This is a genomic window from Azonexus sp. IMCC34839 (assembly GCF_047047955.1).
GTDB lineage: Bacteria > Pseudomonadota > Gammaproteobacteria > Burkholderiales > Rhodocyclaceae > Azonexus.
In genome coordinates, this window is the sequence record NZ_CP150631.1 from 78,095 (window position 1) to 99,490 (window position 21,396).

The following is a 21,396-nucleotide window of genomic DNA, read 5'->3' on the forward strand; positions in this document are numbered from 1 at the left end:
AGAAGGGTTTCCAGCTGTTGCCTGGCGAATGCCCCGGGACTGATTTACCCTACGGGCCTATGCCCCAAAGCATTTCATCCCCCGTCGAGAGCGAACTGCTCATCAAGAAAAGCCGCTTCCTCGGTTGCGTCCAGCCAGTACCTGACCGGGCCAGCGCCCAAGCCATTGTTGCCAGCCTGAGAGAACAGCACCCCGGTGCAGCACACGTCTGTTGGGCCTTGATGGCCGGCGGCCATTCTGCTGCGGTCGACGATGGTGAGCCCAGTGGGACCGCCGGGAAGCCCATGCTCGAGGTACTCCGCCATCAGGACCTGGAAGGCGTACTGGCCACCGTGGTTCGCTACTACGGCGGTATCCAGTTGGGGGCCGGTGGACTGGTTCGCGCGTACACCGATTGTGTGGCGCAGGCGCTGAAGAGCGCGACCAAGGTTCCCATCGTCAAAGTCAGAACGATGCACTGTGCTGTGCCCTACGCGTTGGAAGGGCTGCTGCGGCGAGAGATAGAGAATGCAGGTGGCGCTTTGCTCAGCGTCCAGCACGGTGACTTGGTAACGTTTGCCTTCAGCTTAGCGGATACAGCCGCCGATGCCCTGGTGGCTCATCTCAACGAAGCTGGCCAAGGCCGAATTTCCTGGCTAGAGAACGTTTAATCCAAGCCCCATAAAGGCGAAAGCCCCGCCGGGGGAGAGCGGGGCTTTCAAGTTGTAGCCAGAGCTCAATTCCCGATTTGCTACACTGAGCGTCGGAACCTCATAGCGCCCTTCATTGTTGTAGCCAGAGCTCAATTCCCGATTTGCTACACTCTCTCTCAGCGTCTTGATCTGCAAATCGCGGTTGTAGCCAGAGCTCAATTCCCGATTTGCTACACTAGGCGAAGCAGTCACCTGGTGAGCGGATGAGTTGTAGCCAGAGCTCAATTCCCGATTTGCTACACTATCTCTCAGCGTCTTGATCTGCAACTGCGCGTTGTAGCCAGAGCTCAATTCCCGATTTGCTACACTTTTGGCCCCATGCGCATGCTGCTAAACCACGTTGTAGCCAGAGCTCAATTCCCGATTTGCTACACTCGCAAGTTTTGTGACGCCCTCACCCGCCGAGTTGTAGCCAGAGCTCAATTCCCGATTTGCTACACTCCGCGTTCTACGTTGCGCTTTGCGGTATCAGTTGTAGCCAGAGCTCAATTCCCGATTTGCTACACTCGGCAGACATGAGCGCGTTGTTTCGTGCTTGTTGTAGCCAGAGCTCAATTCCCGATTTGCTACACTCTGCGCGATGCGCGCGTCTGTAAGCACTGTGTTGTAGCCAGAGCTCAATTCCCGATTTGCTACACTCGCGAAAAATGCCTCGTAATAGCCGTGCACGTTGTAGCCAGAGCTCAATTCCCGATTTGCTACACTGCTACAAGCACGGTACAAAAACATTTTCCAGTTGTAGCCAGAGCTCAATTCCCGATTTGCTACACTTCAAGGCCGTCGGCATCGCCCAGCCCCTCGGTTGTAGCCAGAGCTCAATTCCCGATTTGCTACACTTGCTGCGGGCGTCTACTTGTCGCAATTGTAGTTGTAGCCAGAGCTCAATTCCCGATTTGCTACACTCCGGCCCCGTCGGCACAGAAGCAAGGCTCCGTTGTAGCCAGAGCTCAATTCCCGATTTGCTACACTTGTGGTCGAATCGTTCGCAAGTGACCGATGGTTGTAGCCAGAGCTCAATTCCCGATTTGCTACACTCGCGATCGCCAGCACAAGATCGACCACTGTGTTGTAGCCAGAGCTCAATTCCCGATTTGCTACACTAAATCAAACGCTTCATGGGCCACGCCGACAGTTGTAGCCAGAGCTCAATTCCCGATTTGCTACACTGGAGGACATGACGGTTTCCTGATTGGCCTTGTTGTAGCCAGAGCTCAATTCCCGATTTGCTACACTCGGCGCGCTTGATGTCTGACGACCCAACGCGTTGTAGCCAGAGCTCAATTCCCGATTTGCTACACTCCGCCTGATTGGTGGCATTGGCCACATTGGGTTGTAGCCAGAGCTCAATTCCCGATTTGCTACACTCGAAATCGCCCTGTTCTGGAAGCTCGATCCGTTGTAGCCAGAGCTCAATTCCCGATTTGCTACACTCAATAACGGTGGCGACCGCATCAAGGAATGGTTGTAGCCAGAGCTCAATTCCCGATTTGCTACACTGCAAACCGATTGCCTCGTAATCGTAATCGGTTGTAGCCAGAGCTCAATTCCCGATTTGCTACACTCCCGGCGCTTCGCCTTGTTGGTCCAGCGCAGTTGTAGCCAGAGCTCAATTCCCGATTTGCTACACTCGTGCTCGCGCCGTTAGTGATCGAGCCATCGTTGTAGCCAGAGCTCAATTCCCGATTTGCTACACTCAGCTTGATGTCGGCGACCTTGTGGATGCCGTTGTAGCCAGAGCTCAATTCCCGATTTGCTACACTACAACTCCAGCAAGAGAAGCTAGAACTACTGTTGTAGCCAGAGCTCAATTCCCGATTTGCTACACTGCCTGTCCCCCGTGGGCTTTGTCGACGTCAGTTGTAGCCAGAGCTCAATTCCCGATTTGCTACACTATACCGCGATTACTACCTACAGCAAGCCGAGTTGTAGCCAGAGCTCAATTCCCGATTTGCTACACTCCGTTGCGATACCCATGCAAATGCTGGATAGTTGTAGCCAGAGCTCAATTCCCGATTTGCTACACTACAGCCCGGCGTCGGTTCCTTGTTGATTGAGTTGTAGCCAGAGCTCAATTCCCGATTTGCTACACTGTTGACCATTGCCGACGCGACAAGCGCGCAGTTGTAGCCAGAGCTCAATTCCCGATTTGCTACACTCGATGCGGCCGGTGGCCACGTCGATCTGCAGTTGTAGCCAGAGCTCAATTCCCGATTTGCTACACTGATGGCCGGAATGTTTGCCTGTTCGTGTATGTTGTAGCCAGAGCTCAATTCCCGATTTGCTACACTATCTCTGCAAAACGGCCCTGTCGTTATCCTGTTGTAGCCAGAGCTCAATTCCCGATTTGCTACACTCACGACGCGCAGCTTGACTTGCCCCTTTCCGTTGTAGCCAGAGCTCAATTCCCGATTTGCTACACTTGCCCTAACGTGCAGCGGTGCGCTTGCCCAGTTGTAGCCAGAGCTCAATTCCCGATTTGCTACACTAGGCCACGAACAACACCATGATTTACATGGGAATTATTCGTGGCCTGTGTGCAATAAAACATGTTTTTTCTGGCTAAAACAGCGTGAATTGGTCCGGATTTTTTCGGGTTTGACGGACGTGTCCGGAAAAGCTGATGATATTTTCGTACTGCTTGTCAGTAATGGCCAGGATATCAACCTTGCCCCCCTCGGGCAAGGCTTCCCTGATGCGCTTGCAATAGGTTTCTGTCTGTTCCTTACCGCTGCAAAAACGCATATAAACAGAGAACTGTGCCATTTCGAATCCCTGATCTAGCAGCAACTTTCGGAAGTCGGTTGCTGCCTTACGCTCTTTCTTCGTGCCAACAGGAAGGTCGAAGAGGGTCATGATCCACATCAGTCGATAGCCGGAAAGTTCGCTCATTCGAAACTGGCGAGCGCTTGTAACCACATGGGTTCGATAGCGTGGCAAGGTAATTCGAGAGTCTTCCCACTACCTTCGTAGGCTTGCACCAGTGAGTTGGTCAGTCTGGAAATCGAGGCCATTACCGGCGTAACGCCGGCCTCTGACGGGATGTCGTGATAGAGCACATCGGCCAGCGCCTTTTTGTTCGGCGGATCCAAGATGTCGCGGTTAGATTTCGTGAGTGCATGAACGCGCAGGTCAATCAGTGGGCGGAAAGGTTCCATCAGATCATCAACAAGTCGCATGGCGTTCAGGGCATTACAATGGTGCAGTCCCAATCCGGGATGCAGTCCGCTGGACATGACAGCGCGTGCAGTTGCGGAACGCAAAACTGTATAGCCGTAATTCAGCAGGGTATTGATGCCGGGCGCATCACGATTGCGCCGAAACTCTTCTCCGAACAACAGGGTCCAGTAGGTTCTGGCACCTTGCGCTTCGATATTCTCAGGGTCGCCGGAACGCACTTTTTCGCTCAGGTGCAACAAGGGAGCCGAAGGTGCGCCGACACATTCAAGCACTGTGGCCTGCATGTGAAGTTTGCTGCGGACCACCTGTTGCCATAGACGTTTTTGCATCGGTTTGCCAGCTGTAAGCTGGGCATCCATCCGTCCGGATTGCCGGTAATTTCCCTCAGTAGCCCAAAGCACTCCGACCGGGTGGTGATTGTTACCGCACAGCACAAAAGGAACGGCACGTTCGGCGAGTGCGGCCAATAGGTTAGAGGAATGGGTAATACCATGCCCCGAAATGATAACGGCGGCTATGTCATCAAGCGCCACCCGTCCTTGCTCCTGACCGTCAGCATGGACCACCAAAAAGCCGCGTTCGAGGGACAGGTGCCGTTTATCCTGCGCAATGTCGAGAATGCGGCCAATCATGGACTTAGGCCTTGAAGCCGGGGTCGCGAACTTCACCGGTAATCGTCACAAAGACGCGGCGCGCCTTGAGTTCACGCAACATGCCGGGCGATTTCGTCATGTACTTGAAATTATCGGCTGTAGCTCTATCGCGGTCACGCAGCGCCCCCCCTTCGAAATGTTCGGCCAACACCACCTTGCCTTCTGAAAGTTGCGCGACACGCATGATCTTCCGGACCTCGTTTTCTTCGATAGCCAAGACATCATTGACACACAAACGCATCAACAACGCCTTTCCACCAAAGGTCTGCGTCCGATAACGCCGGATATCGGCCATGAATTTTCGGAACGCCTTCTGGTTGGCCTGAAAGGTGGTGATGACTTCACCATCCCAGCGATCGCGCTCATTGACGAAAAGTTCGTAGCAGTAGTTTGAATCCCCCTTATAGGCTTTGTACGGTGGCGCATCGGCCATCGTCTTGCCATACTTGTCGCGTGGCCGTATCGGTACAACCGACATGGGCTCCAAATAGCGTACCTTGCGCTGTTTGTAGCGTTCAGCGAGAGCTTGCAACCGGCTTTCGCGAATCTTGGCGTCACTTTCTGATAGTGCAGCGCAGAGGTCGACATAAAGAGGACCCTCACAATCGATGCGGCTTTCGTCACCTGGTTTCAGGCTGGTGAATTCGACACGATGGTGCACGATGTATTTACCGTCGCTACGCGGCCCATCGCTGATGCCATAAGCCGTATCGTTGTGCAGCGCTGCTTCCGGCCCGTGATCGGGTTTGTGCGAGACAACGCAGCGGCGAATCGCTTGTTCGATCTCGTGGCGATAGTCAGCCCAAGGCCACTCCATATTGGCCAGCAAACGATCCAGTCCCTCGGCCTCGGAGCGACCGGCCAGGGTGGCGACCCTCTGGAGCAAACTACGGTCTGTCACGGCGATGACGGCGGCGTCGACAGCATGGTGGCGATGATCGTTGCGGTTCTTGAGGCTGCGCAGTTCGCCGTTGTCATCGTGTGGCGCCAAAATGCGATCCAGTCCCCATTTGCCGCGCAGCATGCCGGTCAGGCGACCGGGAGAAACATAGACCTGATGATTCGGACAAACGGCAGCCAAGTATTGCTTGGCGCAACGGGCGAGGTAGGCAGTGTCGGTAAGTTGCCGGGCCAGAAAGTCCTTTTCGTTGCGCAACCAGTACGCCAGCGCATCCGGTTCGAAACGCCGGCGCTTTTCTTTGGGCAGGCGATTGGCGCGGGCTTCGATGTCGGCCCAGCGATAGCCGTCGAGGTCACCGCCAAAGGCCTCGAAAGGCGTCCGGTCGCCCTTGTATTTATTGGCATCGCGGTGAGCCAGTAGTTTGTTCGAAAAACCGTCATCGAGCGTGCGCGAAAAGGGCAGGATATGGTCGATCTGATAATCGTTCGAGAAAACACTAGCGAGTGAAATCAGGCGGCCCGTGTAGATACATTGCGAACCTGGTTTTTCCAGTTCTTCAAAGAGCTTGAGACGCAAGCGGTTTTCAGCGTTGTCACGCTGACCCAGTTCTTCCAGACGCAGTCGGATACGATCGTTGCGTTCCTTGTTCTCCCGTTGTTTCTGCTTGATGCGCTGTTTTTCTTCGAGCCCTGCCTTGAGTTCGCGCGCCAGCTCGACGGCAATCTGGGTGGGCGGGCCATATTTCTCGATCAAGGCATTGATCAGCTTGCGCACCTGGTTCAAGCCGATATGCACTGTCGGGTTGGCAATCTTGCCCCACTGCCTTTCCTCGGGATTTTTTACCGTAGGTGCATCTTGCGTGTAGCGCCACAGAATTTCGCCGTAATACGGGAGTTTTGGACGTAAAACATCGGGAGCCTGGACGGTGTGGGCAGCATAGCCAGCGGCCAATACGGCCTTGTCATAGGTCAGAGGAGCATCGTCTTCGACATTCCAGGCATCGCGCAGCGGCGGCAGCAGTTTGTCGATAGCCTTGCGACTGAAACGGAAAAATCCCTCTTCCAGTGAACGGCTAGCGATGTAATCGGCTTGTTCACCGCTAAGTTGATAGCCTTGGCAGAGCGCTTGGTGCAACTGCGCTTCATTCTCAGAATTGAGCAGCAGGCTGACAATTTCGTTTTGTTCCATCAGCGAAAAATCATGCCAGCGAGCGCCGAATGCCTGCTTGTGAGCCAATTTGTAGGTGGTGTCACAACCTTTCAGTGCTTTGCGATTCTCGGATTCGAGAGTAAAGCGAAATGCGTCGCGGTTGGCCCCGAAAAGTTGCTTACGTAGACCTTCAAATTTGACCTCTGCCTTGGTCGCCAGCGCCCGGATCAATTCATTGCGCTCATTACGCTTAAGGGGGCGTTCCTTGCGGTCGACTAGCGTTTCGACCCGTAAATGATTGACCTCCTGGTAGAGGCGGAACAATTGCGCCGAAGGCAGGGCAGCCGGAGCCCGACGTTCGTCGGGTTCGAGGAAACATTTGCCGGGCAGCACCGGGCGTAGCGGGCGTTGATGGAGCAGGATGCCCTTGATCCGTTCCTGGGCAGTTTCGGTGAGCTGCGATGAATGGAAACGCCGCTGACTTTCCCAAAGCGCATCGAATTCCTTGGCGATCCAGTCGCGGTCAATATAAAGCTCGTAGTGTTCTTCCTTGCCTTTGCCGACCAAGCGGGCGCGTACCGATTTGCCGTCGAGATGGCGACGGGCAAGCGCTTCGCCAACGGTACGCGCGTCGCCCATCGCTTCGCGGAAGGCGGCAATGGCTTCCTTGATCTTGCCGGACTCCTTGCCCGCCGAGCGGTCAGTTTTGCGGTTACTTTTGAAACCGCGCCGCTGGTTGAGATGGAATAGCGCACGCCCGAACTCCGCTAACGACAAGGCATGATCCAGGCCGCGTTGGCGGAGCAGATAAGGGTTCTCGGTGACCAGCGCCTTGCGTTCAGCTTCGTCTTTCGGCATCAGGCCGCAATCGATCAGCGCCTGCATGAAGCGGTCGCGCCGTTTCAGGTAACGGTCGCGGCGGCGGCGCATCTGGCGCGGGCCACGACGCTCGACAGCGAGCGATGAGCCATCCTTGGGATTGCGGCCGTCAGAAAAAATTCGTGAGCCAAGGCGAATCAGACGAAAAGGCTGCGGCGGTTCTTGCGCGTCGAGTTCCACAAGCGCCCAGCCGATGGAGTTGGTACCAAGATCGAGAGCGAGACGGTAGCGCATGGCAACAATGAATTGATAATAATCCAGTAATGCTACATGAATAGAAAAATTGCATTCATATATTGTTTGCAGGTTGCTAGTGTCTCTGCCTTGGATTAGCATGCAAATTGATTCCAGCAAATCGGGAATTGAGCTTTGCTACTAACAAGCTGAATCCGTTAGGAGTAAATGCACCAAATGAGAAGGGTCGGTGAAAACCGGCCCTTTTGCATTGCAATCGAAAAAATTCCCTTTGCTGCCGGAAGCAAGCCCTTCTTGCTGCGTGCTACCCCTATGTCAGCATACGTGGGTACTTCGGACGATCGATGAGGCTGATGCCACCGGCTGCATTGGCCGATTTTCGGACATGTGCCTACGACAATAGTCAGTACCGCAGTCGTTGCTGACACTCAAAACCTTCGCAAATTCCGACTGTTTAGAGTGGTTCCGAAGTCCTAGGACGTGCTAACCAAAGTCGAGGCGATTCAATCCTCTTTAGCGACCAAACAAAGTGTTTTCAAGCTGCCGAGCATTAATGACCTCAATTTGAAACTCTGGCGGTACTTCCTTTTCAGGATCAACGGCTGCTCGCACATCCTGAATTACGTACTGCGCAAGGCAGGCACGGATAGGCAAGCTACGAGTTTCGAGACCACCAAAATTTTCATTTCGAACGACTACCTGCTGTTGGTCAGAAAGTTTACGGTGAGCCGCTAACTCGATGATTATCACTTCCTGCCAAGCAAGATCGTCATCAATTGTTTGTGGAGCATGTTCAGTCACAGACGACGCAGAATGGATTCTCCCCAAAGTAAAGTCACGGAAGTCTTGACGCTTTCTGCACCAGGCACGGACATGCCATCGGCGACCAATGTGGATGATTGAATGAGGGAAGATTAAGCGTTCCTCGAACACTGGATTGCTCATCGAGGCATAGCTGATTACGACGCCGGTTTCGGTCTGCGCAGCCTTACGCAACAACGCGAAGACGTGAGGTTTCACCTCAGTTAAATCAACTCGAGCATCAATCACACTGGGATTTGTGTCTTCGCCAGCCACCGTTTGGCGGGCGTATTCATCCAGGGAAACATCAGTTTCAAAGGTTTCTGGTGTGGCAGGTTTAAGAGTCTTCGCACGCCCATCCTCCACGATACTGTCGCCCATCAGAGCCCTGAACTCTCCTAACAGCCGGCTTGCTTGAACTGGCTGCAAGCCAAAGAGTTTACGCACACGAGCATTCCCAATCTCGCCCTCCCAGGCAAGCACTCCTTCCATGACCCTTAGGCGATGATCTCGCAATGCCGGTCTATTAGCCATGTTTACCCTGTTGTGTATTTGTCATTTATCAATTACGATAACTTATCGTTAATGATAAGTCTGTCCTTGGGCGAGATTACCATGAGCGCCGTTCATCTTCCTACTAGTCTCCATATCACCTCGTCTTCGGATCTGCCGGTTCATCACTCAGTAATTACTAAGGAACTAGTGATGGCTTGGGCGCGTGATCGGGAAAGCGGTGAGCCTCGTTACATCGGGGAGCTGAAACAAGAGCAGACAGGCAAGAGGTGCGCTTGTGAGTGCTACAGCTGTGGCCTGGATTTGGAGGCGGTAAACGCAGGCAAAACTGAATTTAAGCGTAGGCCGCATTTCCGCCACCCTGATGGCGCTCCCAAGCAAGATTGCATGGTTTTGGCCGCGAGAGCCGCGGCACTTCAAATGTTGCTCGACGAAGGCGAGCTTTTTCTTCCTCGCCGCCGCCATTCCGGAAAAGTAGAAGGACTGAGCGGGGAGTATCACGAGGCATGGGTAGAGTCCCCAAGGGAAACTATTCGAATTGCCGACTACAAGCTCGAAGACAAGGTGACGGCACTTCTGACCCTAGATGATGGCCGTCTGTTGAGAATTAGTCTGGTTGGCAGCATAGAGGCGTCTAACGATGATGGCGAGCACGTAGAAATCACTCCGACCATCAAGTTAATTATTGACGATCCTTCTGTCGCATCCATGTCACCAGATGAGATTCGAAAGCGGATTGTTTTGATTATCGACGACGGCCAATGGTGTTCGCATTGGGCAGATGAGGCTTTGGCCGCTGAGGCCTTGGCAGCGGCAGAACGAAAAGCCGAAGATGCTTTGGATTGGTTGAATCTACCAGAAGGTGTCAGCAATGAACTCAAGCGAGAGACATTGCTTCACCTCAAAGCGAAGGAAATTCTGGAGCAAGAAAAGCAGATTTTCCTCCCTCGCCTCGAAATCAATGTGCGGCGCGAATTGCCAGAAGGAAAAGCAATTGAGAGGAGGCGCTGGCGCTCCGAGCAATTGATTCAACTCACCGATGTGAGACTTGAACAGCATTTGGGTGAAATCAAACCTGATGTTCTGGCAGCAGTGCTTCCTCAGGGTGACTGGCCTGCCGAATCGCTCTCCATCGAAATCACAGTCACGAATAGGATTGATGAAGACCGCCTAGAGAGAATCCGTCAAAAGGGCATTCCGACGCTAGAGATCGATGTGTCGCGCATGGGTGGAAAAGTCACTCTCGATGAGTTCAAGAACCTGGTCGTTCATGAAATTGCTGCGAAACGTTGGCTTTATCACCCGTGGATTACGACTGAAACGCTTGCTCTTGATCGCATTTTGGAACAGGAGGCGGCAACGGCGATAGCTGAACATGAGCAACGGATGGAAAAGGAACGTAAAGAAAGAGAGTTGCTACAGCGACCGCTGTCCGAACTTGCCGAATGCTTTTTAAATGCGGTTGAGACCTATGGAAACTTGCGAGCAAGGTCCTATGAGCCGGGGAGTGACAAGTATGAACTTGCTGCATCTCTCGATCAGGTTGTCGAGTATGGCAGGCTACTTGGCAAACGAGGATATCCAGAGGCACAAGACAAATTTCTATTCTTCGAGCAAGGAAATATCCTGGATCGGATCATTTCAATCAAGCAGGATAAGTGCGTTGGCTACAAATTGGATACTGCCTGGCAGGTAATCAATGCGATTCTTCAGGAACAGCAAAGTTTTGCTAAGTGGCAGTGGCATACCCTATATCTGATTGCCATCAAGGTCTACAACCCAACACTGAACGACGAGCAAGTGGGCAAGTATCAGGAGTGGTGGGAGAGGGTTGTTGTTAGTCTCAAAGCTGGAAAATTGGAGTATCGGAGGAGTGAGCGATACGACAGGTTACTTTGCCTGCTTTTCCCCGAGATGGCAGAACGAATCAATACCCCGTTACCAGGAAGAGGACAGCAAGACTTCACTGAAACTCCTTCTGTCGGAAGGAACAGAGAGTCGTACTGGGTAGAGGTGGCGTGGAAGAACGGCAAAACCAACTGGTATCCGGACTTTGTTACTCGTCGTAAGGATGGCCGCTGGCGAAAGATCATTGAAATGGGTAATGAATTACGAAAAGGCCCATATGAAGCACTTGATGCTGTCGAGGAATGCTCCAGTTACTTTTCATTCCATCCTGACATGATTCTGGTTGTTTGGAGCGAGGCCAATCTGATCACGCAAAACAAGATGCTTTATGGAGCCGAGCTTGCGTCCTGGGAGATGCAAAACCCGGAGGCTGCCCGTAAGTGGTTTGGTGAATAGGAGCAAGAAGGTGAGAGATACACTTGAAGAGTTGTTTATTGTTATTGCATATTCGCAGAGAACCCAGTTAGCCATATTTTTCGGGGCTTTGTGCTTCATCAGCATTCTGATGGCAGGTGACTACTTTGCGAGTCATTTTGAGTTACACGGCCTATTGGCCCCGATGACAGATGTTATCCGCGAAAAAATCATTCACCGCTATGACAAGGTGGCCTGGTTCGCGCTCGGCAGCTTTTGGCTACTTGCCTTCAAGTGTTACAAAAAAGACAGAAAGCGTCTGCTGCAACTCTGAGAGCCTGTTTCTGCACATACTGAATTTTTGATTTGTTCATGAGAAGACTTCGCAGCCATCCCAGATGATGTGTGGGATGCATTTATCCGCTCTGTCTCAAGTTTTGATGATTGGCAACGCATGCTTAGCGCTACTGGCAAAGAGTGGGCCTTACGGAAACTTGGAGTTTAGGACTCACTCGAACACGCCAACGGACGGCTGCACTATAAAGGTCGCACCGGCCAAGGGGCAAACCAGTTGCTCATCAACCGTCTTTCTCAGACCCTCCATCTGACCATTTCTCAAGTCCAACTTCAGGCATGTTTTCCCAAGCGGCATCCACTGGGTAAGAAGACGCAGGTTGTTCGTAAATGGATTCGAATTGCCCCTCTGGGACAGACTGCTCATATAGCAACTCGGGGTCGATATCTGCTCCTCCGGGCCAACATACGCTTCCGTTGGCTATGAATACTTGGCGAAACAGCTTCTTTCTGCGAAGAGAAGCGAATACAGTCGCATCGCGAGCCAATAGTTTTGACATGGGAAAACGCCGAATATCGCCGTTTTCGAAAGTAAGCCTGAGAACAAAGCCTGGTAGCGGCTCAACTGCAACGACATCGAGCAGATGACGAGTAAAAGAACATGTTGTATGGGTAAGAAGCACCTTTGGGACAGGTGCAAGTACGACGGTTTTTCCAAACTCATCGACGAACTCAACTAACACTGTCTGGTCATCGAGTTCTTCGATGACTGTTCCTGTTGGCAAATCTTGTCTTAGACGAACTAGCGTCAAAATTTGCATGGAGTTCCTACGTGCGAGTGGTGAGGCTACCAATATTCATTTTTCAGGCCTGAGGCGCTTTATTTTGCCAAGCCTCATTTTTGCCAACTCAAGTGTAAACAGGCCGCTCGATCTTATGTGCTCAAGTCCAGCTTCAGCTTCTCCGGACAATATCGGAACTTCAACTGATCGAGGGCTATGTTGCTCAGGTTCGTTTTTGAGTTTTTTGCTTTTCTTCATTAGCGTTGTCACTGAAATAAACTGCTTCATTCTAGTGCAGAAATTTAAATTTTAGTCGTGAAGTTGATGTTCTCTAATTCCAATAAATATGAGCTAGTGCTGAACCTACCAAAAATTATTGTGTAGGGTGAGAAAAAGAGAGACTTCTAACCAAATATGAAGAGGTCGATAGAGCCGTTAAATTGGCTAAGGTGGCAAGCATTGATCGTGTTTCCAGGTTGCTTGCATAAGCGATTCGGAATGACACTTTCAGGTACCTAAACCATAACGCAAAACCTGTAGCGCCTCGCAAAATGCGTGTCAGGTGAATAGGTTTGATAAGGCGTCAAGCAGAGCCTACTACTCAGTATTATCAATCAGGAAACTATCGGTCTGCTGTTGAATGGTGGTTACAAGAGCTTTTTCTAGTTCCAGATTTAGATGATTGAGCTGAAGGTAAATTCTTATTATTAAAAAGTGAGTCCAGCTAGATTTTAATTATAAAACAAGGCGATTTTAGCTCGGTTGAAGCGAGATTTTCATGTTATTTCGTGAATGGTGGCTGCTTTGGGTAGTGTGTAGTGTCGGCTTTGGTTTATATTTTTGTGCTAGTAATTAAAATTGATGTGCGATTTTTATTCAAATTCAAGGTGTTGCAAATTATTTGTGGTGATTTCTTGTTTTTGTCATCCTAAGAAATATGGCCTTGGCTCAAGTTTATTTACGAGATTAATTCTTTTTGTGACAGATTAGATTTCAATTACTAATTACCAACGGCGAACTGTGGTCGGTGTTCAATCGCACCGGCACAACGCATCTGATGTCGATTTCCGGTTTGCATGTGACCATGGTGGCAGCGCTGTTCGGCGGTCTGATCGGGGCGCTGTGGCGACGCGTGCCGGCCTTGGCCATTCGCCTGCCGGCGCAGCAGGCGGCCATCGCGGCGGCCGGTCTGGCGGCGCTCGGCTATGCCTTGCTGGCGGGTTTTGCCGTACCGGCGCAGCGCACGCTTTACATGTTGCTGGTGGCTGGTTTGGCTTCGTGGTCTGGGCGCATCGTGGCGCCGAGCCGGGTGCTGGCGCTGGCCTTGCTGGTGGTTCTACTGATCGATCCGTGGGCCGTTTTGGCGGCGGGTTTCTGGCTGTCGTTCGGCGCGGTGGCAGCCTTGCTTTATGTCGGCTCGGCGCAGCTTGGCCGGCCGGTCGGCTGGCGTGAGCGTCTGCGCGGCTGGGGCATGGTGCAATGGGCGGCGACGCTGGCTTCCCTGCCGGTGTTGCTGCTCGTCTTCCAGCAGTTCTCGCTGGTGTCGCCGCTGGCCAATGCCTTGGCGATTCCTGTGGTCAGCTTCGTCGTCACGCCGTTGGCGCTGCTCGGGGCCATGATTCCGTGGTGGCCGATTCTCGCGCTGGCGCATGAACTACTCGTGTGGCTGCTGCGTTTTCTCGAATGGTGCGCCGTCTGGCCAGTCTGGCAGGCGCCGGCGCCGCCCTTGTGGGCCGCACTGACAGCCGGGTTGGGCGTGGCGGTGTGCCTGCTGCCGCGCGGCGTGCCGGGGCGTCTGCTGGGCGTGTTTTTGTTGTTGCCGGCCTTGTTCTGGCCGGTAGCAAAACCCGGCGAAGGCGAAGCATGGATCGACGTGCTCGATGTCGGACAGGGCCTGGCGACGGTGGTGCGTACGCGTGAGCACACGTTGATCTACGATCCGGGGCCCCTTTACAGCGCCGAGTCGGACGCCGGGCAACGCGTGGTCGTGCCTTATTTGCGCTGGCTGGGCGTGAATCGGATCGATACGCTGGTGGTCACCCATCGCGATACCGATCATTCGGGCGGCACGGCTTCGGTGCGGGCGGCGCTGCCGGTTGGAGAAATTCTCTCCTCCTTGCCGGAACTGGGCGGCCAACTCTGCCAGGCTGGGCAAGACTGGCGTTGGGATGGCGTCGATTTCGCCGTTTTGCATCCGCTGGAGGTGACTGCTGCGGTGCACGAGGCAAAAAGGGCAAAAACCAATCATGCGTCGTGCGTGCTCAAGGTAAGCGCGGGCGATCACAGCATGCTGCTGACCTCCGACATCGAGGCACCGGACGAGGCCGCGCTGCTGGCGCGAGAAGGCGTCAAGCTGCGTTCGGATATCCTGCTTGTGCCGCACCATGGCTCGCGCACCTCGTCTACCGAGATCTTCCTCGATGCCGTGGGCGCCAATGAAGCCATCGTGCCGGTCGGCTATCGCAACCGCTTCGGCCACCCCAAGGCCGATGTGATGGAACGCTACGCGGCGCGCGGCGTCAGAGTCTGGCGGACGGATCGCGATGGGGCGCTCCAGGTGCGTCTGGCGGCGGATACAACGCCCGCCTTGCGCGGCTGGCGCAGCGAGCATGCACGCTACTGGCATGGCCGGTGATACATTTCGCCCGGAGGAGACGAAAATGAAATACACCACCGGATCGGTGCAATGCCTGAGCCCGTCAGGCCTGCACCGCATGGCCTACACGGAGTGGGGGGCGCGCGACAATCCGCGCGTGCTCGTCTGCGTGCACGGTCTGACGCGCAACGGGCGTGATTTCGATAATCTGGCGGAAGCGCTTTCGGCGCACTACCGCGTGATTTGCCCCGATGTCGTCGGGCGCGGTGTCAGCGGCCGTCTGCGCGACCCGACGCATTACACCATTCCGCAGTACGTCGCCGACATGGTGACACTGATCGCCCGCCTCGGCGTGGAAACTGTCGAATGGGTCGGCACCTCGATGGGCGGCCTGATCGGCATGGCGCTGGCGGCGCAGGAGGGCAGCCCGATCCGCCGCCTGGTGCTGAACGATGTCGGGCCGTTGATCAGCGTCGAATCACTACAGCGCATTGCTGAGTACGTCGGTATCGATCCGACCTTCGCCAGCTTCGAGGAGGCGCTGGCCTACGTGCGCCTGATCAGCGCCCCGTTCGGCGCCCTGAGCGACGAGCAATGGCGACATCTGACCGAAACCAGCGTGATGCAACGTCCGGAGGGGCGCTGGGGCTTTCGCTACGACCCGCGCATCGCCGAACCCTTCCGCGCCGCTTTTGTCGGCCAGGATATCGACCTGTGGCCGATCTACGAGCGCATCGCCGTACCAACGCTGGTCGTGCGCGGCGCCGAATCCGACTTGCTGGCGCGCGAGGTCTGGCAACAGATGGCCAGCCGCGGTGCACGGGCCGAATTGGCCGAAATTCCCGGTGTCGGCCACGCGCCGATGTTCCTGTCCGAAGACCAGATCGCGGTCGTCCGCGACTTTTTGCTGAAACCATGAAACATATCGTCGTTCAAGGACTCAAGCTCGAATATCGCGACTATCCGGCCACGGCCGACGGCAAACCGACGCTGGTGCTACTGCACGAAGGGCTGGGCTGCGTCACCATGTGGCGGGATTTCCCGCAGAAGCTGGCAGCCGAAACGGCCTGCCGGGTCATCGTCTATTCGCGCGCCGGCTACGGACATTCCGAGCCTTACCCCGAGCCGCGCACGCCGCGTTACATGCACCGCGAAGGCGAGGAAATGCTGCCAGCGCTGCTCGATGCGCTGCATATCGAGCGTCCCATCCTGGTCGGCCACAGCGACGGCGGCAGCATTTCGCTGATCTTCGCCGGCGCCCACCCGGAACGGCCGCTTGGCATTGCCGTGATGGCGCCGCATGAATTCGTCGAGGAAGAAACCCTGGCCGGCATCCGTGTGGCGCGCGAAGCCTGGGCGAGCACCGACTGGCCGAAGAAGCTGGCGCGCTACCACCACGATGCGCCGCGCGTTTTCTCGGACTGGAACGACTGCTGGCTTTCGCCGGCTTTCCGTGACTGGAATATCGAAGACTACCTGCCGAAAATCGCTTGTCCGGTGCTGGCCATTCAAGGCGAGGACGACGAATACGCCACCATGCGCCAGATCGACGTGATTGCCGAGAAGGTGCCGGGTACGCAACAGCTCAAGCTGGCCCAATGCGGCCATACGCCGCAGCGCGATCAGGAAGCGGCGGTGTTGGCGGCGCTGGCCGGGTTCGTCAGCCGGCTGAGCGGGTCCTGACGGTAGTAGCGTTTCAGGAGTTCATAAACCGCCGGGTATTCGGCGGACAGGACGTCGGGTAACTCGAAGAAGCTTTCGCTGAAAACGGCGAAGCATTCTTCGGGCGCTTCGGCAGCGTAGGGATCGATGATCGTTTCCTCGCCGCCATCGACGCGCCGACAGAAATCGTCGTAGGCCGCAGCGAAAACGTCGTCCCATTCATCTTCGCCGATACCGGAATGCAGCGCGGGCATACCGTCGGCCTCGCCGTTCAGCATGTCCAGCTTGTGGGCGAATTCGTGGATCACCACGTTGTAGCCATCGCCGGCCAGTTGCACGTCGTGCCACGAAACGAGTAGCGGGCCGCCTTCCCAGGCTTCGCCGGAGAGCACGTCGTCGAACTCGTGCACGATGCCGTCTTCGTCCTGGAAACTGCGCGGCACGACGAATTCGTCGGGATAGACGACGATGCCGACCCAGTCGCGATAGGCCTTGAGGCCGAGGTTGAGGATGGGCAGGCAGCCCTGGGCGGCGATGGCGACGCAGATTTCGTCGGTGAGTTCGAGGCCGCCGGCGGTGCTGAATTCCTTCTCGGCCAGGAATTCCTCGGCCAACGTTTTCAGCCGATTTTGCTCGTGCACCGCAAGCGTCGCCAGAAATGGGTAGCGGGCCAGCGTGGCGGCCCACTGGGTTTCGGGGATCGCCTGCCGCTGCGGGCGGCGCAGCCAGTCGAACAGGCCCATCACTTCTTCATGGTCAGCCAGATGCCGGTGAAGATCAGGCCGATGCCGAGATAGTGGTACCAGAACGGCACTTCGTTGAGGAAAACCGCCGAAAGCAGGGTACCGAACACCGGCATCAGGTGGATGAACAGGCTGCCCTTGGCCGGCCCGACCTCGGCGACGCCCCGGTTGTAGAAGATGTAGCCGACGAAGCTGGGCAGCACACCGACATAGGCCAGCACGGCCAGCGAGCCGAGATGAACGTTCATGTGCCGATCCTGCACCAGCAATTCCCAAGCATAGGCCGGGATCAGCGCGAGCAGGCCGATGAAGATCGTCGTACCGAGCATCAGCATGGGATTTACCCCGGCCGGGCGCCAGGCGAGCAGCACGGTATAGATGGCCCAGTCGAGCACGGCGAGCAGCATCCACAGGTCGCCGACATTGAGGTTCAGGTGCAACAGGATGTTCAAGTCGCCGTGGGAGACGATGGTGAGGGCGCCAGCTAGCGACACAAAGACACCGATACCTTCGATACGACGCAGTCTCTTGCCGAGGAAAGCCCAAGCGATGGCCATGGTGGCGATCGGGATGAACGAATTGAGCAAGGTTGCATTGGTCGCCGTGGTGTGCTGCAGGGCCAGGTAGGCGAAGGTGTTGTAGCCGCCGACGCCGAGCAGGCCGAGGGCCAGCAAAGGCAGCCAGCCTTTCTTGAGGTGCGGCCATTGCGCCTTGATGTGCGGCAGGGCGAGCGGCAGGACGAGCATGAAGGCGATGGCCCAGCGCCAGAAAGCCAGCGCCATGGGCGGCACGTCGCCGCGGATGCCGCGGCCGAGGACCATGTTGCCGGACCAGAACAGCGCGGTCAGGGTCAGCAGCAGGTAAGGATTAGCGAAACGTTTGAGCATGGTCGGCGGATTATGCCTGAACTCCCCGTGCCGGCTCTTGCGGTTTACCCGGACAACTCCTGTCGGGCGCGTTTGGCAGTCAGTGGCGATAAGTCCGACTGAACGACCGCGCGGCGCAGCGAGCGCAGGCGGGCGAGCAGGGTATCGCGCAGTTGTTCGAGTTCCGGCAAGCGGGCGCGAGCTGCCTGCGGGTCGCGAGCATGCAGATTCAGCAGTTCGGCGCCCAGGCGATGGACCTGATCGTGGATCGGGATGATTTCCGGGAAGGCTTGCAGATGGGCGTAGCGTATGAAGTCGTCGCTATCGAGCCACTGGCCGAAGCGGCAAAGGTGGGCATCGAGCGGCGGGACGGGCAGATTGCTGCCCGGCTCGGCCTGGATCAGCGCAGTGAATTCCTTGACCCAGCGAATGTGATCGACCTCGACGGTGAGCAACGGCAGGTCTTCCGGCGGCCAGCGAATGGCTTCCTGCCAGGCCTTGGGGAATTCCCAGCGGGCGATCCAGCCGGGGATGTCTGCGGCCGGCATCGGCCGGCCGATGCCGAAGCCCTGGCCATGGTCGCAGCCCAGATGCAGCAGCAGTGTGCCGTGCGCCACGCTTTCCACGCCTTCGGCGATGACGCGTCGGCGGAAGGCAGAAGCCAGCCCGACCACGCCGTCGACAATGGCCAGGTCGTCCGGATCGTCCAGCATGTCGCGGACGAAGGAGCGGTCGATCTTCAGGGTCTGCATCGGCAACTGCTTCAGGTAGGACAGCGAGGAATAGCCGGTGCCGAAATCGTCGATGGCGAACTGTACGCCCAGGCGGCGACATTCGCTGATGCGTTCGCTGACTTGAGTGAGATCCTGCAAGGCGGCGGTTTCAACGATTTCCAGTTCGAGGTGGCCTGGCGAGGCACCGGGGTAGCGTTGCAATGCTTGTTGCAACTGCTGGGCGAAGTCGGTCTGCTGCAGATGGTGGGCGTCGATGTTGACGCTGACGGTCAGATGCAGATCGATGGCCGACCAGGCTTCCATCTGGCGCAAGGCCTGATCCAGCACGTAGCGGCCGAGTTCGGCGTGCATGCCGCAGCGTTCGATCTGGAAAAGGAAATCGTCCGGGACGAGCAGCCCGCGCTCGGGATGGCGCCAGCGGATCAGCGCTTCGGCACCGAGAATGCGTCCGGCCCGCATATCGACCTTGGGCTGGTAGTAGAGGACGAATTCATTTTGCTGGAACGCGCGCTCCAGTTCTTCCTGCACATTGTCCTGACGAGTCGTCGCGCTGCTATCGTGCATCCTGAAATACTGGACACGCTGCCGGCCGGCCTGCTTGGCGCTGTACATCGCCTGGTCGGCATGACGGAGCAAGGTATCCGGATCGTGACTATCGTTCGGGTAGATCGTGACGCCAATGCTGGCGCTGACCGAGGCCGCTTCGTTTTCGATCTGGAAGGGGGTGGTCAGTGCATCGGTTATGCGTTGCAGCGTCTGGTTGCATTCGCCGATATCCGGCAGATCGCCGATCAGGATGACGAATTCGTCGCCCCCCAATCGACTGACCGTATCATCCTGGCGCAGACAATGCGTCAGGCGCCGTGCCACTTCGATCAATAAGCTGTCGCCGGCGCTGTGCCCCCAGCGGTCGTTGATGGGCTTGAAATTGTCGAGGTCGATGTAGCAAACGGCGAGCAGTGAGTTGTGGCGGCTGCAGCGGGCGATTGCCTGATGCATGCGGTCGGCCAACAGCAGGCGGTTAGGCAGGCCGGTCAAGGCATCGTAATAGGCCATCCGCTCCAGGCTGTCCTGGTTGAGTTTCTGGTTGGTGATGTCGGTCAGCAGGCCGATATAGTTGCTCAACTCGCCGCGTTCGTTGCGGATCGAGGAAATGCTGGTCAGTTGGGCATACAGCTCGCCATCCTTGCGACAATTCCAGATTTCACCCTGCCACAGGCCTTTTTCACGCAACTCTTCCCATAGTTCCTTGTAGAACGAGATATCGTGCTTGCCTGATCGCAACAGGCGTGGTGTCTGTCCGATCAATTCATCGTGCGCATAGCCGGTGAGGGCGCTGCAACTGTTATTGGCTTCGATGATCGTTCCCTTCGCATCCGTAATCAGGATGCCTTCCCTGGCATGTTCGAAGACGCCGGCAGCGAGGCGCAAGCTGCCTTGCTGCTGGTGCAGGCGATGACGACTGAGGAAGAGGAGCAGGACTGCGCCTGCCAGAACAACGATCATGCTGCCGGCAGCCCACAGAATTTCACGTCCGTGTTCGGACATGATGTCGTCCCAGGTGATCTGCTGGTTGGCATAAGGGCCGAGGCGGGTCTCGCGGAAAAGATCGAGTACTGGCTGATAGTTTTGCGGCAGGGTCCAGCCATAAAGATGTGCGCTCTGTGCTGCCGGATCGTCAGCTTGCATGGCCAATAGAGCGACCAGAATGTGCTTGCTGAGGTCTTCCGAAAAATTTGCGACGCGGGCAAGCGGCCATTCCGGGTAGAGGCGGGTGCTGTGCAGGTAAGGGTATCCCGGCGTCTGACGGCTATCGATGATTTTCAGTTGATCGAGTTTGATCTTGCCGGTAGCGACCATGGCCTCGACCAGGTCGGAACGGACCAGTCCTGCATCTGCATTGCCGGCCAGAACGCCCTGCACGACCTTTTCATGATTTTCCGTTTCGACGATTGAGGCAGCATCCTTCTGCAAATCAATGCCGGCTGCGCGCGCCTCACGTACATGCACCTGCCAGCCGCCCAGGCTCGATTTGTCCGGTATCAGCAGATGCTTGCCCTTGAGATCGGCATAGTGGGAGATATCGGAGCGGTCGGCTCGGGTGATCGCTAGACCTCCAAACTGATTCAATGGCCCGTTCGGTCCAGCGATCAGGCGCGTGGCGATGCGCGAGGTCTCGCCGGTGGCTTCCAGTTCGGTGTAGTGCCCGGTATTGGTGACCAGCAATTCGATTTCGTGCCGTTTGACGGCTTCGTTCAACTCGCCGTAATTGAGCGGAACGATGACGAAACGGCGCCCCGGGATGCGCTTTTCCAGATAGTCGGCATGGCCTTGCCAGGTTTTAAGCGCTTGCTCCGGACCGCGATAGGCCAGGACGCCGATGCGTATCGTGGGATACGTTTCGCCGGAAGCATTTCCCTGTCCGGCCAACGTTAGCCAGAGAAAAACGACCAGGGTAAAAAAAATGCGCCAGCGCATGGCAGGGGCTGAAAAGTAT

14 protein-coding genes and 1 CRISPR repeat array are annotated in these 21,396 nt (G+C 55.9%); of the genes, 6 read left to right on the forward strand and 8 right to left on the reverse strand.

All coding sequences use genetic code 11. The features are described from left to right. Nucleotides 1-59: 59 nt before the first annotated feature. A complete protein-coding gene (locus tag WIF35_RS00500) occupies nucleotides 60-650 on the forward strand; it encodes an IMPACT family protein (RefSeq protein WP_412479605.1) in 591 nt (196 codons plus the stop codon). A gap of 51 nt (nucleotides 651-701) precedes the next feature. Beyond that, nucleotides 702-3,178: direct repeats of the CRISPR family, unit length 36 nt; unit sequence GTTGTAGCCAGAGCTCAATTCCCGATTTGCTACACT. Nucleotides 3,179-3,251: 73 nt separating this feature from the next. Here the strand turns inward: WIF35_RS00500 and cas2 are convergent. The 4 genes from cas2 to WIF35_RS00520 all read right to left on the reverse strand — a co-directional run bounded on the left by cas2 (nucleotide 3,252) and on the right by WIF35_RS00520 (nucleotide 8,828). Continuing rightward, nucleotides 3,252-3,581 (reverse strand): CRISPR-associated endonuclease Cas2, encoded by a 330-nt coding sequence (gene cas2 / locus WIF35_RS00505; RefSeq protein WP_412479606.1) that lies wholly within the window; start codon nucleotides 3,579-3,581, stop codon nucleotides 3,252-3,254. After that, the gene (gene cas1, locus WIF35_RS00510; RefSeq protein ID WP_412479607.1) at nucleotides 3,578-4,501 is read right to left on the reverse strand and encodes a type II CRISPR-associated endonuclease Cas1; all 924 of its coding nucleotides are present in this window, start codon (nucleotides 4,499-4,501) and stop codon (nucleotides 3,578-3,580) included. The genes cas2 and cas1 overlap by 4 nt, the downstream gene beginning before the upstream one ends. Nucleotides 4,502-4,505: 4 nt before the next feature. Then, complete coding sequence (cas9, locus tag WIF35_RS00515; RefSeq protein WP_412479608.1) at nucleotides 4,506-7,685, reverse strand: type II CRISPR RNA-guided endonuclease Cas9; 3,180 nt, start codon at nucleotides 7,683-7,685, stop codon at nucleotides 4,506-4,508. Between the two features lie 474 nt (nucleotides 7,686-8,159). Further along, complete coding sequence (locus WIF35_RS00520; RefSeq protein WP_412479609.1) at nucleotides 8,160-8,828, reverse strand: helix-turn-helix transcriptional regulator; 669 nt, start codon at nucleotides 8,826-8,828, stop codon at nucleotides 8,160-8,162. A 234-nt stretch (nucleotides 8,829-9,062) separates the two neighbouring features. Between WIF35_RS00520 and WIF35_RS00525 the strand changes: the two genes are divergently transcribed. Beyond that, nucleotides 9,063-11,264: a hypothetical protein gene (locus WIF35_RS00525; protein WP_412479610.1), complete on the forward strand. Its 2,202-nt coding sequence runs from the start codon at nucleotides 9,063-9,065 to the stop codon at nucleotides 11,262-11,264. A gap of 10 nt (nucleotides 11,265-11,274) precedes the next feature. Next, nucleotides 11,275-11,556: a hypothetical protein gene (locus WIF35_RS00530; RefSeq protein WP_412479611.1), complete on the forward strand. Its 282-nt coding sequence runs from the start codon at nucleotides 11,275-11,277 to the stop codon at nucleotides 11,554-11,556. Nucleotides 11,557-11,800: 244 nt separating this feature from the next. Here WIF35_RS00530 and WIF35_RS00535 read toward each other — a convergent pair whose 3' ends face one another. After that, the gene (locus WIF35_RS00535) at nucleotides 11,801-12,337 is read right to left on the reverse strand and encodes a DUF2442 domain-containing protein (RefSeq protein ID WP_412479612.1); all 537 of its coding nucleotides are present in this window, start codon (nucleotides 12,335-12,337) and stop codon (nucleotides 11,801-11,803) included. 988 nt (nucleotides 12,338-13,325) lie between these two features. Between WIF35_RS00535 and WIF35_RS00540 the strand changes: the two genes are divergently transcribed. The 3 genes from WIF35_RS00540 to WIF35_RS00550 are packed head-to-tail and all read left to right on the forward strand — an operon-like array spanning nucleotide 13,326 to nucleotide 16,577. Then, complete coding sequence (locus tag WIF35_RS00540) at nucleotides 13,326-14,933, forward strand: DNA internalization-related competence protein ComEC/Rec2 (protein WP_412479613.1); 1,608 nt, start codon at nucleotides 13,326-13,328, stop codon at nucleotides 14,931-14,933. Between the two features lie 25 nt (nucleotides 14,934-14,958). After that, on the forward strand, nucleotides 14,959-15,813 hold the full coding sequence (locus tag WIF35_RS00545) for an alpha/beta fold hydrolase (protein WP_412479614.1): 855 nt from the start codon (nucleotides 14,959-14,961) through the stop codon (nucleotides 15,811-15,813). Continuing rightward, complete coding sequence (locus tag WIF35_RS00550; RefSeq protein ID WP_412479615.1) at nucleotides 15,810-16,577, forward strand: alpha/beta fold hydrolase; 768 nt, start codon at nucleotides 15,810-15,812, stop codon at nucleotides 16,575-16,577. Before WIF35_RS00545 ends, WIF35_RS00550 begins: the two co-directional genes overlap by 4 nt. Here the strand turns inward: WIF35_RS00550 and WIF35_RS00555 are convergent. Genes WIF35_RS00555 through WIF35_RS00565 form a run of 3 tightly spaced genes read right to left on the reverse strand, consistent with a single transcriptional unit; the run spans nucleotide 16,517 to nucleotide 21,377 of the window. Further along, the gene (locus WIF35_RS00555; RefSeq protein WP_412479616.1) at nucleotides 16,517-17,299 is read right to left on the reverse strand and encodes a zinc-dependent peptidase; all 783 of its coding nucleotides are present in this window, start codon (nucleotides 17,297-17,299) and stop codon (nucleotides 16,517-16,519) included. The two genes, WIF35_RS00550 and WIF35_RS00555, sit on opposite strands and share 61 nt — an antisense overlap. Next, entirely contained in the window at nucleotides 17,299-18,186 is an 888-nt protein-coding gene (locus WIF35_RS00560; protein WP_412479617.1) for a DMT family transporter, read from the reverse strand. The genes WIF35_RS00555 and WIF35_RS00560 overlap by 1 nt, the downstream gene beginning before the upstream one ends. A 44-nt stretch (nucleotides 18,187-18,230) precedes the next feature. After that, nucleotides 18,231-21,377, reverse strand: a complete 3,147-nt coding sequence (locus tag WIF35_RS00565; RefSeq protein ID WP_412479618.1) for an EAL domain-containing protein — start codon at nucleotides 21,375-21,377, stop codon at nucleotides 18,231-18,233. Between the last annotated feature and the right edge of the window lie 19 nt (nucleotides 21,378-21,396).

Coding starts and splice junctions, on each gene's coding strand:
- WIF35_RS00500 (WP_412479605.1), top strand. CDS start 60: ATGCCCCAAAGCATTTCATCCCCCGTCGAGAGCGAACTGCTCATCAAG.
- cas2 (WP_412479606.1), bottom strand. CDS start 3,581: ATGAGCGAACTTTCCGGCTATCGACTGATGTGGATCATGACCCTCTTC.
- cas1 (WP_412479607.1), bottom strand. CDS start 4,501: ATGATTGGCCGCATTCTCGACATTGCGCAGGATAAACGGCACCTGTCC.
- cas9 (WP_412479608.1), bottom strand. CDS start 7,685: ATGCGCTACCGTCTCGCTCTCGATCTTGGTACCAACTCCATCGGCTGG.
- WIF35_RS00520 (WP_412479609.1), bottom strand. CDS start 8,828: ATGGGCGACAGTATCGTGGAGGATGGGCGTGCGAAGACTCTTAAACCT.
- WIF35_RS00525 (WP_412479610.1), top strand. CDS start 9,063: ATGAGCGCCGTTCATCTTCCTACTAGTCTCCATATCACCTCGTCTTCG.
- WIF35_RS00535 (WP_412479612.1), bottom strand. CDS start 12,337: ATGCAAATTTTGACGCTAGTTCGTCTAAGACAAGATTTGCCAACAGGA.
- WIF35_RS00545 (WP_412479614.1), top strand. CDS start 14,959: ATGAAATACACCACCGGATCGGTGCAATGCCTGAGCCCGTCAGGCCTG.
- WIF35_RS00550 (WP_412479615.1), top strand. CDS start 15,810: ATGAAACATATCGTCGTTCAAGGACTCAAGCTCGAATATCGCGACTAT.
- WIF35_RS00555 (WP_412479616.1), bottom strand. CDS start 17,299: ATGGGCCTGTTCGACTGGCTGCGCCGCCCGCAGCGGCAGGCGATCCCC.
- WIF35_RS00560 (WP_412479617.1), bottom strand. CDS start 18,186: ATGCTCAAACGTTTCGCTAATCCTTACCTGCTGCTGACCCTGACCGCG.
- WIF35_RS00565 (WP_412479618.1), bottom strand. CDS start 21,377: ATGCGCTGGCGCATTTTTTTTACCCTGGTCGTTTTTCTCTGGCTAACG.